Here is a 15,807-nt window from a genome sequence, read left to right as displayed (position 1 = left end):
GGGAGGCGAACCTCGGCCCGCGGGCGCCCCCGCGCTCCCGGCGGACCTCAGGTCCGGCCGACGAACCACCCGCGCAGGGTGCTCAGCCGCTTCTCCAGCTGCTCGCGGGAGGCCTGGGCCACGGCGGGGCCGCCGGAGATTTCCCGCAGGCGGTTGTGGATCACCCCGTGCGGCTGGCCGGAACGGGCCGCCCAGGCGGACACCGTCTTGGACAGCTCGGAGCGCAGCTCCTTCATCCGCCGGTGGTCCACGACGTCGGCGGGCTCGGCCGCCTGCGCACGCGGCCGGCGCTGGATCTGCTCGGCCTGCCGCTGCCGCAGCAGGGCGGAGACCTGCTCGGCGTCCAGCAGGCCCGGGATGCCGAGGAAGTCCTGCTCCTCCTCCGAGCCGACGGCGCCGCCGAGGCCGAACTCGCCGCCGTCGAAGAGCACCTTGTCGAAGCTCGCCCGGGACTCGAGGGCCTCGAACTTCTCCCGCGTCAGCGCGTCCGAGCCGCTCTCGGCCCGGTTGGCCTCCGCGATGAGGTCCTCCTCGGGGGCGTCCTCGAGGTCCTCGACGTCGACGGCGCCCTCCTTGCGGTCCAGCGCGTGGTCCCGCTCGAGCTCCATCTCGTTGGCCAGCAGCATGAGCGCGGGCACGGACGGCAGGAACACCGAGGCGGTCTCCCCACGCCGGCGGGAGCGCACGAAGCGGCCCACGGCCTGGGCGAAGAACAGGGGCGTGGACGTGGACGTGGCGTACACGCCCACGCACAGGCGGGGCACGTCCACGCCCTCGGACACCATGCGCACCGCCACCATCCACCGCTCGTCCGACGCGGCGAACTCCTCGATGCGATCCGAGGCGCCCTTGTCGTCCGAGAGGATCACGGCCGGCCGCTGGCCGGTCAGCGCCTCGAGCTGCGCGGCGTACGCGCGCGCGTCCTGGTGGTCCGTGGCGATCACGAGACCGCCGGCGTCGGGGACGTTGCGGCGCACCTCGGTGAGCCGGCGGTCCGCAGCGCGCAGCACCGAGGGGATCCACTCTCCCGCCGGGTCCAGCGCGGTCCGCCAGGCGGAGGCGGTGATGTCCTTCGTGGCGGCCTCGCCGAGCTGGGCCTCCATGACCTCGCCGGTGGAGGTCTTCCAGCGCATCTGGCCCGAGTAGGCCATGAAGATCACGGGGCGGACCACGTGGTCGCGCAGCGCCGGCCCGTAGCCGTACGTGTAGTCGGCCTTGGAGCGCTCGATGCCGTCCTGGCCGAGCTCGTAGCGGACGAAGGGGATGGAGGCGGTATCCGAGCGGAAGGGCGTGCCGGTCAGGGACAGCCGCCGCGTGGCCGGCTCGAACGCCTCACGGATGCCCTCGCCCCAGCTCAGGGCGTCGCCGCCGTGGTGGATCTCGTCCAGGATCACCAGCGTCTTGGCGGCCTCGGTGCGGTTGCGGTGCAGGACGGGCTTGTTCGCCACCTGGGCGTACGTCAGCGCCACCCCGCGGTACTCGGCGCCGTGCCGCCCGTCGGCGTTCTTGAAGTTCGGGTCGATCGCGATGCCCACGCGCGCGGCGTTGTCCGCCCACTGGCGCTTGAGGTGGTCCGTGGGCGCGACGACGGTCAGCCGCTGCACCACGCCGGAGTCCAGGAGGATCTTGGCCACGCGCAGCGCGAACGTGGTCTTGCCCGCGCCGGGGGTCGCGACCGTCAGGAAGTCCTGCGGGGCGGTCTGGAGGTAGCGCTCCAGCGCCTCCTGCTGCCACTGGCGCAGCTTGGGGGCCGTCCCCCACGCCGCGCGCTCGGGCATGGCGGGGGGAAGGTCCTCGCCGATGTGGAACAGGTCGTGCTGGACGCTGCCGTCCGGGGTGCCGCTCGTCAGGGAGCGGCCGTCAGCCACGGCCGCGGCCTCCGAACCAGCCACCGCGCTTGCCGCCGCCGTCGCCGTCGCCGCCGTCCTGCGGCTCGCGCAGGCCCTCGTAGATCTCCTTGCACGTGGGGCACACGGGGAACTTGTTCGGGTCCCGGCCCGGCACCCACACCTTGCCGCACAGGGCGATCACGGGGGCACCGGTGACGGCGGACTCCGTGATCTTCTCCTTGCGGACGTAGTGGGCGAAGCGCTCGTGGTCGCCCGGCTCGATCTCCTGGCGCAGCTCCTCACGCTCGAGGACGGACATGCCGCCGCCGGCGGGCGCGAAGGGGTCGTTCAGGTCGGGTTCGCCGGTCACACTCATGCGGGCCAGTCTAGCCGCGCCCCTCAGAAGGCGGCCACGGCCTGGTAGGTCTCAGCCTGCGCGCGGTCGTACCAGCGCGCCCCCAGGCGCACGCCCAGCCACAGCGCGACGGCGCCCCACGCGAGCCCGAGCGCCACCGTCACCCACCCCCACACGGCGGCCCCGGTGACGAGCCGGACGACGAAGGGCACCAGGAACGGCACCGCGAGCGCCAGGCTGACCAGCATCGCGGCGCCCTGGACGAGCATCGTGCGCATGGCCGCGCCCTGCGGCGTCGCGAACGGGCTGTCCCCCGGCTTCGGAACCGGGTAGATGAAGCGGGCGGAGACGAACGCGGACAGCCCGGCGGTCGTCCCGAACAGGCCGAGGGCCAGGCCCAGCATCGGCGCCAGCAGGGACCAGTCCCCCGCCGCCGCCACCGTCGCCGTCGTCACGAGCAGGATCATCGGCACGCCCCAGCCCGCCAGGCCCAGGACCCGGCCCCAGCGGTCGTCCACGCCCCGCACGCCCGAGACGACGTGCAGGTGGAACGCCGTGTGGTCGTAGGCGATGTCCGCGGAGATCGAGTAGGCCAGGGACCAGGCGGTGATCGGCCCGAGGACCAGCAGCAGGCCCAGTCCGGGACCCCCCTCCCCGGCCATGCCCCCGGTGAACCACAGCAGGACGGCCATGAGCGGGATGATGATGAGCCCGGCCGCGTACCGCGGGTCGGCCAGCCAGTAGCGCTGGGCGCGGGCCGCGATCGCGGTGCGCGGGCCCGTGGCCGGTCGGCCCAGCCAGCGCAGCGGCGTCGGGTCCGCGCCCGCGGCGACGCGACGGGACCGACCGCCGCCCACGGCCACCGGCTCCACGGTGCGGCGCACGGCCAGGTGCCACAGGGCCAGGGCGGCCAGGCACCAGGCGGCCGCCACCGCGAGGTGGAGCGCGACGGCGGCGCCGCGGCCCTCGGCGGCCGCCCACGCCGCGGCGGGGCCCGCCCCGAACGGGGTCCACGCCGCGCCGCGGGCGATCTGGGGCGCGATCGCCAGGAAGTCCTCGAACGACGCGATGGCCTGCGAGAGGGCGACGCCGCCGAGCATGAGCGGGATGAACAGCAGGACGGAGACGACGTCCCGCACCCGACGCCGGCTCGCGTAGGCGGCCAGGAGGCCGGCGAGGCCGGAGCCGATCGCCACGGCGGTCACCGCGGTGAGCGCGCCCCCGGCCAGGCCCGCCGCCAGCGCGGCCGGCCGGTCCCACCAGCTGGCCCCCAGGCCCACCAGCACGGTCAGCGTGGCGAGCCCGACCGGCGTCGTGAAGGCGCTCAGGACCAGCCCGGCGATGAGGGTGCGGGCAGGGACGGGGAAGAGCACGAAGCTGTGCGGGTCGAGGGTGGCGTCCACGCCCGTGACGAACGGCGGGATGACGAGCCAGGCGAGCACCACGACGGCGGCGACCAGCACGGTCGTGGCGCCGCGGGCCTCGTCCGGCAGGGCGGGCAGGCCCGTGACGAGCAGCGTCACCGCCACGGCGGCCATGCCGAGCACGTACAGCGCGCCGAGCACGCTCATCACCAGGGTGAACGGGGACCGCCGCCACTGGTTCAGGGTCAGCGTCCAGCGCAGTCGGACGAGCGTCAGAGCCATGCCAGCCCCTCCGAGCCGTGGCGGCCGCCGACGAGGTCCACGAAGCGGTCCTCGAGGTCGCGCCCGTCCCGGACCTCCTCGAGCGTGCCGGCGGCCCGCAGCGTCCCGGCCGCGATCACGGCGACGTGGGTGCACATGCGCTGGACGAGGTCCATCACGTGGCTCGAGACGATCACGGTGCCGCCCCGCTCCACGTACGAGTGCAGGATGTCCCGGATGTTCGCGGCGGAGACCGGGTCCACGGCCTCGAACGGCTCGTCTAGGACGAGCAGGTCCGGGGCGTGGACCATGGCGGCCGCCAGGGACACCTTCTTGGTCATGCCGGCGGAGTAGTCGGCCACGAGCTTGCGGCCGGCGTCCTCCAGGTCCATCACCCGCAGCAGGTCCGCGGTCCGCTCGGCCACGGTGTCCGCGTCGAGCCCGTGCAGCAGCCCGGCGTAGGTCACGAGCTGCGCGCCCGTGAGGCGGTCGAAGGTGCGCACGCCGTCGGCGAGCACGCCGACCCGTCGCTTGGCCTCGAGGGGCTGCTCCCACACGTCGACGCCGTGGATCCAGGCGCGGCCGTGGTCCGGGCGCAGCAACCCGGTGGCCATCGACAGGGCCGTGGTCTTGCCCGCCCCGTTGGGCCCGACCACCCCGAAGAACGATCCGGCCGGGACGTCCAGGTCCAGCGCGTCCAGCGCCAGCTTGTCCCCGAACCGCTGGGTCAGCCCGCGCGTGACGAGGGCGAGGTCCGGATCGGGGGCGTCGGCCGCACGCCGACGGGCGGCGGCCGCCAGGTGGGCGGGGGCAGGCTCGGACGCATGCGGAGTCATGCCTGGGACGTTACCCACCGTCAGGCGGACACGGCGTCCTCCTCAGGGATGAACTGAGGGTCCCTCAGAACAGCGCTGCGGCCAGCCGACGCCGCGAGGCCTGCACACGGGGATCGTCCGTGCCCACCACGGTGTAGAGGTCCACGAGGTGGGCGCGCGCCGTCTCGCGGTCGTCGCCGGGGTGGAGGGCGATGAACCGCACGAGCCGGGCGAAGGCGTCCTCCACGTGGCCACCGAGCACGTCCAGGTCGGCGACGGCGAGCTGGGCGGCGACGTCGTCCGGGCCGTCCGCGGCGGCCGCGCGCACCGCCGCGGCGTCGGCGTCACGGGTGCGCAGCATGAGGCGGGCCGCGGACAGGCCCTGCTGGGCCACGGCGTCCGCGGGGCTGTCGGCCAGCGCCGCCTCCCACGCCGAGACGGCCCCGGGCAGGTCGTCGGCGGCGAGGGCCTCATGGGCGGCCCGGTGCAGCGGCGGCACGGGCGGAGCCTCCGCAGCCGCGGCGTCGGCGTCCTGGCGCGCCGGGGCGACGGGGGGCACGGTGCCGGCGACGCCGTTCTGACGGGCCACCTCGAGGATCTCCCCCATGAGCTGGCGCAGCGTCTCCTCCGGCACCTCCTGATTGACCAGCGGCACCGGCTGCCCCGCCACCACGGCCATGACCGCGGGGGCGGCCCCCAGGCCCAGCGCCTGCAGCACGGCGGGCTCCTTCGCCACGTCCAGACGCGCGAGCACGAGCCGTCCCGCCTGGGCGTCGACCGCGTCCGCGAACTGCCGGTAGAGCGCCTCGCTCGACGCGTCCCCGGGCACGTGCAGGTGCAGCAGCACCGGCACCTGGGCGGAGAGCTGGACCAGCTGCTGCAGCAGACCCTGGTCGGCGTCCGCGATCACCCACGAGCCGCCGCCGGCGTCGGCCCCCGGCGCGGTCCGCCCGGCCGGGGCCGGGGTGCCGAGCGAGGACAGGTCGACGGCGCCGCGCAGGTGGGACGGGGCGTCGGAGGGGGGCTGGGCGGTCACGTCGGTCACGATCCTTCCGGTCCGGGTCCGCCCCGTCGCCGGCGCGAGGGGCGTTGTCACTGCGCCCCACGGTAGCCTCCCCGGCGCGGCGCGGTCAGGCCGGGGCCCTGACGTACGCTGAGCGCGTGGAGGAGAAGGAGACCGCATCCGGCCCGGACGCCGCCGGCGTCCGCGCCCCGGCCGAGCCCGAGGGCACCGAGCAGCCGCCCGTGGCCGGCATCCCCGTGGAGCCGGTCGGGGTGGCCGCCGCGCCGCCGTCGCACGGGCCGACGCCCGCCGGGCGTCGTCGACTGCCCCGCCTGGGCTCCGTCCTGCGGCGGCGCCGACCCTTCCTCGAGGAGGACCGGGTGGACCCCGAGTCGGTCCCCGCCGACGGCGCTGCGGATCCGGCGGTCGCGGCCGTGGCCGTCGCGCCCCCCGTGCTGACCGGCTTCCTGCTCGCGGTCGGCGTGGCCCTGGCCATCGGCGTCGTCTCGGTGCTGCGCACGAACGGGCAGCTGATCGTGTGGATCGCCGCGGCCCTGTTCATCGCCCTGGGCCTGGATCCGCTGGTGCGCCGGGTCGAGTCCTGGGGCGCGCCCCGCTGGGTCGGCGTGCTCACGGCCGCGCTCGGCCTGGCCGCCGTGGCCGGGGCGTTCGTCGCCCTCCTGGTCCCCACGGTGATCGAGCAGTCCACGCAGCTGGTCCAGGACCTGCCGGCCATCATCGACGGGGTGATGGGGGCCGAGTGGTTCGTGCAGCTCGACGAGGAGTTCCACCTCCAGGAGGCCGTTCGCGCCCAGACCGAGCGCCTCGCCGCCGACGGCGTCGCCGTCACCGACCTGTTCGGCGGGCTCCTCGGCTTCGGCCAGACCGTGCTGAACGCCATCTTCTCGGTGCTCGTGGTGGTCGTGCTGACGCTGTACTTCCTCTCCTCCCTGCCGCACATGAAGTACTGGGCCTACCGGCTCGCACCGTGCTCGCGCCGGCCCCGGATCGAGGCGCTGTCCGAGCAGATCACCTCCTCGGTCGGCCACTACGTGATGGGCCAGTCCTTCGTGGCCGCCCTCAACGGCGCGGTGGCGTTCACGGCGCTGGCCATCGCCGGCGCCCCCTTCGCCGTCCTGCTCGCCGCGATCGCCGCCTTCATGGCGTTCATCCCGCTGGTGGGCGCCGCGATCGGCGGCACGCTGCTGACCCTCGTGAGCCTGCTGACCTCGTGGCAGACCGCCGCCGTGTTCGCGGCCATCTACTTCGCCTACCTGCAGATCGAGGCCTACGTCATCTCGCCGCGCGTCATGGCACGCGCGGTGTCCGTGCCGGCGGCCGTGGCCGTGATCGCGGTGATCGCCGGAGGCGCGCTGCTGGGCGTCCTCGGCGCCCTCATGGCGATCCCGCTCGCCGCCGCGCTGCTGCTGCTGGTCCGCGAGGTCTTCATCCCCCGCCAGGACGCCCGGTAGGCCCACGACGGCGGCGCGGCCCGGACCGTCGCGGTCAGCGGCCCGGGCGGGTGCGCCAGCACACCGGGTGCCAGTGCCGCCGGTCCGCCCCCGCGTCCTCGTCCCCCATGATCCAGTCCGCGCGCCAGGCCACGAGGTGCGCCTGGCCCTGCCGGATCACCCGACCGCAGCCGGGGCACGTGTAGTCCTTCACCGCGCGCCACGCGGGGATCTGCCGGACGTGCCAGCCGCCGTCGGACCCGGACTGGCGCGAGTAGCCCGCGTCCAGGCCGAGGAGCTCCTCGAGCGGGTCGGACCGCCCCGGCGACGGCCGGGACCGCCGGGAGACGCCGGAGGCCCCGCGCTCACTCCGCCGAGGCGCGGACGAGCGGCGGGGGCGGTTCGAACGGGGCATGCCCCCATGCTGACACACGAGCCGGTGGGCACGGTCCGCCTAGGATGGACCGGTGCGACTCGTCATTGCCCGCTGCTCCGTGACCTATGAGGGCCGCCTGAACGCCCACCTGCCCACCGCCACCCGCCTGCTCATGGTGAAGGCGGACGGCTCGGTGCTGGTGCACTCCGACGGCGGCTCCTACAAGCCCCTCAACTGGATGTCGCCGCCCGCGACCCTGCACGTGGAGGAGCCCTCCCCCGATCAGGCCGACCAGGGGGTGACGCAGGTCTGGCGCGTTCAGGCCAAGAAGTCCGACGACCGGCTCGTCGTGCTCATCGAGGAAGTACTGGCGGACGACTCCCACGAGCTCGGCGTGGACCCCGGCCTCGTCAAGGACGGCGTGGAGGCGGATCTGCAGCGTCTGCTGGCCGAGCAGATCAGCCTGCTCGGCGACGGCCACACCCTCGTGCGCCGCGAGTACATGACGGCGATCGGCCCCGTGGACATCCTGGCCCGCGACGCCGACGGCGGCACCGTGGCGGTCGAGCTCAAGCGCCGCGGGGACATCGACGGGGTCGAGCAGCTCACCCGCTACCTCGAGCTGATGAACCGGGACCCGCTCCTGGCGCCCGTGCGCGGGGTGTTCGCGGCCCAGCAGATCAAGCCCCAGGCCCGCACCCTCGCCGAGGACCGCGGCATCCGCTGCGTCACCCTCGACTACGACGCGATGCGCGGCGTGGACGACGCCGAGTCCCGCCTGTTCTGAGGGGCCGGGCGGGCTCAGCGACGCCAGAAGGACGACGCCGCGGACGGCCCCGCCTCGCTCCAGGCGCGCAGGGCGCCGGCGTCGTCGGGGTCGACGACGACGCGCACCGGACGTGTGCCGGCGCTCAGCTCCAGGACGGCCCGGCCGGCCTCGTCCGCCGGGAGGCGGTCGATCTGCAGGCGGCTCCGGTCCGCGCTCCAGCGCTCCCGCGAGAGGCGCCAGCCCCCGGTGAGGCGCAGGCGGGACTCGTCGTACACGCCGATCACGCGCTCACGCCCCGGGCCCTCCCGCTCCAGGACCGCCGGGAAGGCGGCCGTGACACGGGCGAGGGCCCGGCGCCGCATCACCAGGGCGAGTGCCGACAGCACGATGACTGCCACCACGGTCGCCGAGGCGATGAGCACCGGGCCCTCCACCGTCAGGTCCTGCCGCGCCGCGTCAGGCCGCCGCGGCGTCGCCCAGCCGGGCGGACGTCGCGGCGATCACGACACGGTCGTGGTCCACGGAGAAGAAGCCGCCGCGGGCCTGCGCGGTGACGGTGCCGCCGTCCGTGGTCCGCACCACGACCTCGCCGTCGCCGAGGACGGCCAGCATCGGGGTGTGGCCCGGGAGGATGCCGATCTCACCGTTGACGGTGCGCGCCGACACGGCCGACGCGGCGCCCGACCAGATGGACCGCTCCTCGGAGACGATCTCGACGTTGAGCTCAGCCATGATCGATCAGCCCTCGGCCTGGATCTTGGCCCACTCGCGCTCGACGTCGTCCAGGCCGCCCACGTTGTAGAAGGCCTGCTCCGCGACGTGGTCCAGGTCGCCGTCGGCGATGGCCTTGAAGCCCTCGACGGTGTCCTTGACCGGCACGGTGGAGCCCTCGACGCCGGTGAACTGCTTGGCGGTGTAGGTGTTCTGCGAGAGGAACTGCTCGATCTTGCGGGCGCGGCCCACGGTGATCTTGTCCTCCTCGGAGAGCTCGTCCACGCCGAGGATCGCGATGATGTCCTGCAGCTCCTTGTTCTTCTGGAGGATCTGCTTCACGCGGATGGCCACGTCGTAGTGGTCCTGGCCCACGTACTGCGGGTCGAGGATGCGCGAGGTCGAGGCCAGCGGGTCCACGGCCGGGTACAGGCCACGGGACGCGAGGTCACGGGTCAGGTTGGTGGTCGCGTCCAGGTGCGCGAACACGTTGGCCGGGGCCGGGTCGGTGTAGTCGTCCGCGGGGACGTACACGGCCTGCATCGAGGTGATGGAGTGGCCGCGGGTCGAGGTGATGCGCTCCTGGAGCACGCCCATCTCGTCCGCCAGGTTCGGCTGGTAGCCCACGGCGGAGGGCATGCGGCCCAGCAGCGTGGAGACCTCGGAGCCGGCCTGCGAGAAGCGGAAGATGTTGTCGATGAACAGCAGCACGTCCTGGTTCTGCACATCGCGGAAGTACTCCGCCATGGTCAGCGCGGACAGGGCCACGCGCAGACGCGTGCCCGGCGGCTCGTCCATCTGGCCGAACACGAGGGCGGTGTCCTTGAGGACGTCCGCCTCCTCCATCTCGACCCAGAGGTCGTTGCCCTCACGGGTGCGCTCGCCGACGCCGGCGAACACGGAGGTGCCGCCGAAGTTGCGGGCCACACGGGTGATCATCTCCTGGATGAGCACGGTCTTGCCCACGCCGGCGCCGCCGAACAGGCCGATCTTGCCGCCCTTGATGTAGGGGGTCAGCAGGTCGATGACCTTGATGCCGGTCTCCAGCATCTCGGTGGAGCCCTCGAGGGACGCGAAGTTCGGGGCCGGGCGGTGGATCGGCCAGCGGTCCTCGGCCTGCAGCTGCGAGGTCGGCATGTCCAGGGTCTCGCCGAGCACGTTGAAGATGTGGCCCTTCACGGCGTCGCCGACCGGCACCGAGATGGGGGCACCGGTGTCCACGACGTCGGTGCCGCGCACCAGGCCGTCGGTGGACTGCAGGGAGATGGCGCGGACCATGTTGTCGCCGAGGTGCTGGGCGACCTCGAAGGTGACCGTGCGGCGCTGGCCGTTGAGGTCGATCTCGGTGGTCAGCGCGTTGTAGATCTCCGGCATCGCGTTGGCCGGGAACTCGGCGTCGATCACGGGGCCGATGACGCGGGACACGCGTCCGGTGGCACCGCCGGTGGGGGTCCCGGTGCCCTGGTCAGTGATGGTGGCAGTCATCTCTCTCACTTCTATCGTGTGTGGATGGCGAGTCTGGTGAGTCCCGAACGGGCTCAGGAGTTGTTGAGCGCGTCCGCGCCCGCGATGAGCTCGGTGAGCTCCTGGGTGATCTCGGCCTGACGGGCGTTGTTCATCAGGAGGGTGTAGTCCTTGATGAGGCTCGTGGCGTTGTCGCCCGCCGACTTCATGGCGCGCTGACGGTTGGCGAGCTCCGAGGCCGCCGACTGCAGCATCGCGTTGAAGATGCGCGACTCGATGTACTTGGGCAGCAGCGCGTCGAGGACCTCCTCCGCGTCCGGCTCGTACTCGTAGAGCGGCAGCACGTCCTCGGCGGTGGCGGCCTCCTCCTCGACGACCTCGAGGGGCAGCAGGCGCACCACGTGGGGGTTCTGCTTCACGAGCGAGACGAACTCGGTGAACACGACGTGGATCTCGTCCACGCCGCCGTCCGCCGTGTCCGTGAGGAACGCGTCCACGAGCACCTCGCCGATCTCGGCGGCGCGCTCGGCGACGGGGGCGTCCGTCTGACCGGTCCACAGCTTCTTGTAGCCGCGGCCGCGGAAGTCGAAGTACGTCTGCGCCTTGCGGCCGACGACGTACACGTCCACGTCCTTGCCCTCCTCGCCGAGGCGGGAGAGGAGCTGCTCGGCCTTGCGCAGCACGTTCGCGGAGTACGCGCCGGCGAGGCCGCGGTCCGAGGACATGATGAGCACGGCCGCCCGGGTCGGGTTCTCGGGCTCCGTGGTGAGGACATGATCGATGTCGTGCTGGCTCGACACGGCCGAGACGGCGCGGGTGATCGCGTTCGCGTAGGGCAGCGACGCGCTGACGCGCTCACGTGCCTTGGTGATGCGAGACGTGGCGATCAGCTCCATCGCCTTGAAGATCTTCTTCATCGACGACGTCGACGCGATCTTCTGACGGTAGACCCGGATCTGGGCTCCCATGGTGGTCCTTTCCCTGGCGGGAGGGCGGTCCGGCGTCGTCCCCGTGGGGTCCGACGCCGGACCGCTCCCTCACCGACCGGCGGTCAGCGCTTCTGCTTGGTGATCTGCTCCTGCGCGACCTGGTCCTGCTCGATCGCGCGGTGCTCCTCGTGGCCGGCCTGCACGCCGCCGTCCTCGGAGGACTGGAAGCCCTTGGAGAACTCGGCGACGGCCGACTCGAGCGCGGACACGGTGCCGTCCTCGAGCTTGCCGGTGGAGGCGATGTCGGTCAGGACGGAGGTGTGGCGACGCAGGTGGTCGATGAACTCGCGCTCGAAGCGCAGCACGTCCTGCACCGGCACCTCGTCGAGGTGGCCCTTGGAGCCGGCCCAGATGGACACGACCTGCTCCTCGACCGGGTAGGGCGAGTACTGCGGCTGCTTGAGCAGCTCCATGAGGCGCTCACCGCGGGCGAGCTGGCGGCGGGTGGCCGGGTCCAGGTCCGAGGCGAACATGGAGAACGCCTGCTGGTCGCGGTACTGCGCCAGGTCCAGCTTCAGCGTGCCGGAGACCTTCTTCATGGCCTTGACCTGGGCGGCGCCGCCCACGCGGGACACCGAGATGCCCACGTCCACGGCGGGACGCTGGTTGGCGTTGAACAGGTCCGACTGCAGGAAGATCTGGCCGTCGGTGATGGAGATAACGTTGGTCGGGATGTAGGCCGAGACGTCGTTCGCCTTGGTCTCGATGATCGGCAGGCCGGTCATCGAGCCCGCGCCCATCTCGTCCGAGAGCTTGGCGCAGCGCTCGAGGAGCCGGGAGTGCAGGTAGAAGACGTCGCCCGGGTAGGCCTCGCGGCCCGGCGGGCGGCGCAGCAGCAGGGAGACGGCGCGGTAGGCCTCGGCCTGCTTCGACAGGTCGTCGAAGATGATCAGCACGTGCTTGCCGCCGTACATCCAGTGCTGGCCGATGGCCGAGCCGGCGTAGGGGGCGAGGTACTTGAAGCCGGCCGGGTCGGACGCCGGGGAGGCCACGATGGTGGTGTACTCCAGGGCGCCGTGCTCCTCCAGCGTGGCGCGGACGCCGGCGATGGTGGAGGCCTTCTGGCCCACGGCCACGTAGACGCAGCGGACCTGCTTCTCGACGTCGCCCGACTCCCAGTTGGCCTTCTGGTTGAGGATCGTGTCGACGGCGATCGCGGTCTTGCCGGTCTGGCGGTCACCGATGATCAGCTGACGCTGGCCACGGCCGATCGGGATCATGGCGTCGATGGCCTTCATGCCGGTCTGCAGCGGCTCGTGGACCGACTTGCGCTCGGTCACGGTCGGCGCCTGCAGCTCGAGGGCACGGCGGCCCTCGGCCTCGATCGGGCCCAGGTCGTCGATGGGCTGGCCCAGCGGGTCCACCACGCGGCCCAGGAAGGCGTCGCCCACCGGGACGGAGAGGATCTCGCCGGTGCGCTGCACCTCCATGCCCTCGCGGATCTCCTGGAACTCGCCGAGGACGACGACACCGATCTCGCGGGTGTCGAGGTTCTGGGCCAGGCCCTGGATGCCGTTCTCGAAGCGCAGCAGCTCGTTCGCCATGACGGAGGGCAGACCCTCCACACGAGCGATGCCGTCCGCCGCGGAGATGACACGGCCGACCTCGGTGCGATCGGTGCCCGACGGTTCGTACGATGCCGCGAAATCGTTCAAGGCATTGCGGACATCGTCAGCGTTGATGGTCAATTCGGCCATCTGCAGTCCCTGCTCTCTGTGCTTGGTGATCATCGACGTGACGATGATGCTTACGTTCGTGGGTGTTCCGGATGCGGGCGGAAGCCGGCGTCAGCCGGCCATCCGCCGCTGGAGGTCGTGGAGGCGCGAGGCCATGGACCCGTCGACGACGTCGTCGCCGACCTGGACGCGGATGCCGCCCACCACGTGGGGGTCCACCGTCACGTCCATGACGAGATCGCGGCCGAAGGCGCGGCGCAGGCCTAGGGCCAGCCGCTCCTGCTGCTCGGCCTCGAGCGGCCGGGCCACGGTCACCTCGGCGATCCACTGGCGCTGCCGCTCGGCGACGACGTCTGCGGCCTTGCGGACCGCGGCCGACGGCTTCAGGCCGCGCGGGGCCGAGACGGCGCGCTCGACCAGCAGTCGGCCGGCCGGGCTGGCCGACTCGCCCAGGAGACGACCGGCCAGAGCGGCCCGTGCCTCGAGGGGTGCGTGCTGATCGGTGAGCGCCCGCTGCACCTCGTGCGAGTCCTCCACCGTGCGGTTGAAGGCCAGCAGCTCGCCCGAGAGGGCGGCCAGGCCCGCATGTCCGCCGCGTGCGGCCTCCGCGGCGGCCGCGTGCGCGGCCACCGTCTCGAGGGCGTCCCCGAGATCGCGCTCCGCCGACCAGCGGCGGCCGGCCAGGTCCTTGAGGACCTGCAGTGCACCGGGGGTCACCCGGGCGCCGAACAGCGAGTCGACGAGGCCGTGACGGCGCTCGGTGGTCCAGGCGGGGTCGGTCAGGGCGCGGCGCAGCGCGCCGTGCTCGTCCACCACGTCCAGCGCGCCGAACAGCTCGCGTGCCAGGGCCACGCCGCCCTCGTCCAGCACCGGACCGACGGCCTCCAGGGAGGCGGCCAGGGAGTCCCTCGATGCGCCCGTCATCATTCGGCGACACCTGCGCTCTGGTGACGGTCCAGGTCAGCCAGGAAGCGGTCGACCACGCGCTGCGAGCGGGCGTCGTCCTCGAGGGACTCGCCCACGATCTTGCCGGCCAGGGTCGTGGCCAGCGAGCCGACCTCGCCCTTGAGCTGCGCGGCGGCCTGCTGACGCTCGGCGGCGATCTGCGCCTGCGCCTGCTCGGAGATGCGCGTCGCCTCGGCGGTCGCGCGCTCGCGCGCCTCGGCCACGATCTCGGCGGCCTCGGTGCGGGCATCCTCGCGGATGCGGTTCGCCTCGGTGCGGGCGTCCGCCAGCTGCGACTCGTAGTCCGCCATCATCGCGTTCGCCTCGGCCTGGGCCTTCTCAGCCTTGGCCAGACCGCCCTCGATCGCCTCGACACGGTCCTGGTAGGACTTCTCGAGGGTCGGGACGATGAACTTGATGACGATGAACATGAGCAGGGCGAAGCCCACCACGACGACGAGGATCTCCCACGGGTTGGGGATCAGGGGGTTGGCCCCCTCAGCCGCCGCGAGGATCAGTCCGTTGCTGATCATGTTTCAACCATCCTTCGGTCAAGAGTCCTGTGGAGAGGGAGCACCGACGGTCTCACCGTGCGGGCGCTCCGTGGACGCGGCGCGTCAGGCGCCGATGACGAAGGCGAAGACGAGGCCCAGGATGGCGAGGGCCTCGGCGAGCGCGAAGCCCAGGAGGGCGATCGGCTGCAGGATGCGCTGGGCCTCCGGCTGACGGGCGACGCCGTTGATGTAGGCGGCGAAGATCAGGCCCACGCCGATGGCGGAGCCGATGGCGGCGAGGCCGTAGCCGATCATGTTGAGCGAACCGTGCAGTTCCATGGTGTTCCTTTCACGAGGCCGAGGTGTCCGGCCGGGTTGTGGAGGGTCGGCCTCCCGGGTGGTCCTCCTGCGGAGGGCCGGGAAGACTGGTGGCGGGCTCTCCCGCCGTACCGCGGCCGCCTGGGTCGTGCCCGAGGCGGCCCCGGAAGATCAGTGGTCGTTCGCGTCGATCGCGCCCTGGATGTAGATCGCGGTCAGCAGCGTGAAGACGAAGGCCTGCAGGTACATGATCAGCAGCTCGAGGAAGTACAGGGCCACCGAGCCGAGGATGACCAGGATGCCGGTGCCCTGCAGGGCCAGGCTGCCGGTCTGCGTGATCAGGTAGGCGGCGCCGGCGCCGGCGAGCATCACGATCATGTGGCCGGAGAGCATGGTGGCCATCAGACGCAGGGAGTGGGTCAGGGGGCGCACGATGAAGTTGGAGATGATCTCCAGCGGCACGAGCAGCGGCAGGATCCAGCCGGGCACACCGGAGGGCACGACGGCCAGCTTCAGGTAGCGCACGCCGTGACGCTTGATGCCGACGCCGATCCAGATCGCGTAGACGATGAGGGCCAGGCCGTAGGCGGCGCCCGCGTGGGAGAAGGTCGGCAGCTGCAGCACCGGGATGGCGCCGAACAGGTTGTTCAGCAGCACGAAGAAGAAGATGGCGAAGAGCAGCGGGACCCACTGCTTGAAGTTCTTCTCGCCCAGGATGTCCTTCGCGATGTCGTTCCGGACGAAGGAGTAACCGGACTCGGCGAGCCACTGGGCCTTGCCGGGCACGAGCCGGGGACGGCGCATGGCCCACGCGAAGAAGGCGGTGATGAGCACCACGGAGAGCAGGACGAGCAGCATCTGCTTGCCGAAGCCGGTGCCGTACTCCGCACCCCAGGGGAAGATCTCCGGGAGGTGACCATCAGAGATGGTGGGGGGCACGAATGATGCGTTGGCCAGCACGAGGGTCAGCACGCGGTTCCTCTCCGA

General features: G+C 72.5%; 17 protein-coding genes. 2 read left to right on the top strand and 15 right to left on the bottom strand.

Going from position 1 to position 15,807, the window contains the following annotated elements; translation table 11 throughout:
- Window positions 1-47: 47 nt before the first annotated feature.
- The 5 genes from AC0VX0_RS03790 to AC0VX0_RS03770 form a co-directional block, all read right to left on the bottom strand.
- Window positions 48-1,868: a DEAD/DEAH box helicase gene (locus AC0VX0_RS03790; protein WP_221845043.1), complete on the bottom strand. Its 1,821-nt coding sequence runs from the start codon at window positions 1,866-1,868 to the stop codon at window positions 48-50.
- The gene (locus AC0VX0_RS03785; RefSeq protein WP_221845045.1) at window positions 1,861-2,205 is read right to left on the bottom strand and encodes a DUF3039 domain-containing protein; all 345 of its coding nucleotides are present in this window, start codon (window positions 2,203-2,205) and stop codon (window positions 1,861-1,863) included. The genes AC0VX0_RS03790 and AC0VX0_RS03785 overlap by 8 nt, the downstream gene beginning before the upstream one ends.
- 23 nt (window positions 2,206-2,228) lie before the next feature.
- Window positions 2,229-3,830 carry a Tat (twin-arginine translocation) pathway signal sequence gene (locus tag AC0VX0_RS03780; RefSeq protein WP_336638593.1) on the bottom strand — a complete coding sequence of 534 codons (1,602 nt, stop codon included), beginning with the start codon at window positions 3,828-3,830 and terminating at the stop codon, window positions 2,229-2,231.
- Window positions 3,821-4,645, bottom strand: a complete 825-nt coding sequence (locus AC0VX0_RS03775) for an ABC transporter ATP-binding protein (RefSeq protein WP_221844896.1) — start codon at window positions 4,643-4,645, stop codon at window positions 3,821-3,823. The genes AC0VX0_RS03780 and AC0VX0_RS03775 overlap by 10 nt, the downstream gene beginning before the upstream one ends.
- Before the next feature lie 64 nt (window positions 4,646-4,709).
- Window positions 4,710-5,660, bottom strand: coding sequence for a co-chaperone YbbN (locus tag AC0VX0_RS03770; RefSeq protein WP_312026041.1), 951 nt, complete (start codon window positions 5,658-5,660; stop codon window positions 4,710-4,712).
- A 125-nt stretch (window positions 5,661-5,785) separates the two neighbouring features.
- On the opposite strand from AC0VX0_RS03770, the gene AC0VX0_RS03765 reads away from it, so the two are divergent.
- A complete protein-coding gene (locus AC0VX0_RS03765) occupies window positions 5,786-7,099 on the top strand; it encodes an AI-2E family transporter (protein WP_221844894.1) in 1,314 nt (437 codons plus the stop codon).
- 34 nt (window positions 7,100-7,133) lie between these two features.
- Here the strand turns inward: AC0VX0_RS03765 and AC0VX0_RS03760 are convergent, their stop codons facing one another.
- Window positions 7,134-7,493, bottom strand: coding sequence for a hypothetical protein (locus AC0VX0_RS03760; RefSeq protein ID WP_221844893.1), 360 nt, complete (start codon window positions 7,491-7,493; stop codon window positions 7,134-7,136).
- Between the two features lie 52 nt (window positions 7,494-7,545).
- Here AC0VX0_RS03760 and nucS point away from each other — a divergent pair, with 52 nt between their 5' ends.
- Complete coding sequence (gene nucS, locus AC0VX0_RS03755) at window positions 7,546-8,241, top strand: endonuclease NucS (RefSeq protein WP_061867881.1); 696 nt, start codon at window positions 7,546-7,548, stop codon at window positions 8,239-8,241.
- A gap of 14 nt (window positions 8,242-8,255) precedes the next feature.
- On the opposite strand, the gene AC0VX0_RS03750 is transcribed toward nucS, so the two are convergent.
- The 9 genes from AC0VX0_RS03750 to atpB all read right to left on the bottom strand — a co-directional run bounded on the left by AC0VX0_RS03750 (window position 8,256) and on the right by atpB (window position 15,792).
- Complete coding sequence (locus tag AC0VX0_RS03750; protein ID WP_230259842.1) at window positions 8,256-8,645, bottom strand: DUF2550 family protein; 390 nt, start codon at window positions 8,643-8,645, stop codon at window positions 8,256-8,258.
- Window positions 8,646-8,679: 34 nt separating this feature from the next.
- Window positions 8,680-8,955: a F0F1 ATP synthase subunit epsilon gene (locus AC0VX0_RS03745; protein ID WP_036313044.1), complete on the bottom strand. Its 276-nt coding sequence runs from the start codon at window positions 8,953-8,955 to the stop codon at window positions 8,680-8,682.
- Window positions 8,956-8,961: 6 nt separating this feature from the next.
- Window positions 8,962-10,419 carry a F0F1 ATP synthase subunit beta gene (gene atpD, locus AC0VX0_RS03740; RefSeq protein WP_070708778.1) on the bottom strand — a complete coding sequence of 486 codons (1,458 nt, stop codon included), beginning with the start codon at window positions 10,417-10,419 and terminating at the stop codon, window positions 8,962-8,964.
- Between the two features lie 53 nt (window positions 10,420-10,472).
- Entirely contained in the window at window positions 10,473-11,366 is an 894-nt protein-coding gene (locus tag AC0VX0_RS03735) for a F0F1 ATP synthase subunit gamma (protein WP_044659203.1), read from the bottom strand.
- An 83-nt stretch (window positions 11,367-11,449) separates the two neighbouring features.
- On the bottom strand, window positions 11,450-13,084 hold the full coding sequence (atpA, locus tag AC0VX0_RS03730) for a F0F1 ATP synthase subunit alpha (protein ID WP_036334989.1): 1,635 nt from the start codon (window positions 13,082-13,084) through the stop codon (window positions 11,450-11,452).
- A gap of 90 nt (window positions 13,085-13,174) precedes the next feature.
- On the bottom strand, window positions 13,175-13,990 hold the full coding sequence (locus AC0VX0_RS03725; protein ID WP_052833434.1) for a F0F1 ATP synthase subunit delta: 816 nt from the start codon (window positions 13,988-13,990) through the stop codon (window positions 13,175-13,177).
- The gene (locus tag AC0VX0_RS03720; RefSeq protein WP_002857262.1) at window positions 13,987-14,541 is read right to left on the bottom strand and encodes a F0F1 ATP synthase subunit B; all 555 of its coding nucleotides are present in this window, start codon (window positions 14,539-14,541) and stop codon (window positions 13,987-13,989) included. The genes AC0VX0_RS03725 and AC0VX0_RS03720 overlap by 4 nt, the downstream gene beginning before the upstream one ends.
- Window positions 14,542-14,625: 84 nt before the next feature.
- A complete protein-coding gene (locus AC0VX0_RS03715; protein ID WP_002857264.1) occupies window positions 14,626-14,841 on the bottom strand; it encodes an ATP synthase subunit C in 216 nt (71 codons plus the stop codon).
- Window positions 14,842-14,991: 150 nt separating this feature from the next.
- Entirely contained in the window at window positions 14,992-15,792 is an 801-nt protein-coding gene (gene atpB, locus AC0VX0_RS03710) for a F0F1 ATP synthase subunit A (RefSeq protein ID WP_002857266.1), read from the bottom strand.
- Between the last annotated feature and the right edge of the window lie 15 nt (window positions 15,793-15,807).

The sequence above is a fragment of the Micrococcus sp. iso_26 genome (assembly GCF_056172975.1).
The sequence above is the reverse complement of the archived record's forward strand: the minus strand, read 5'-3'. Positions and strand labels throughout refer to the sequence as shown.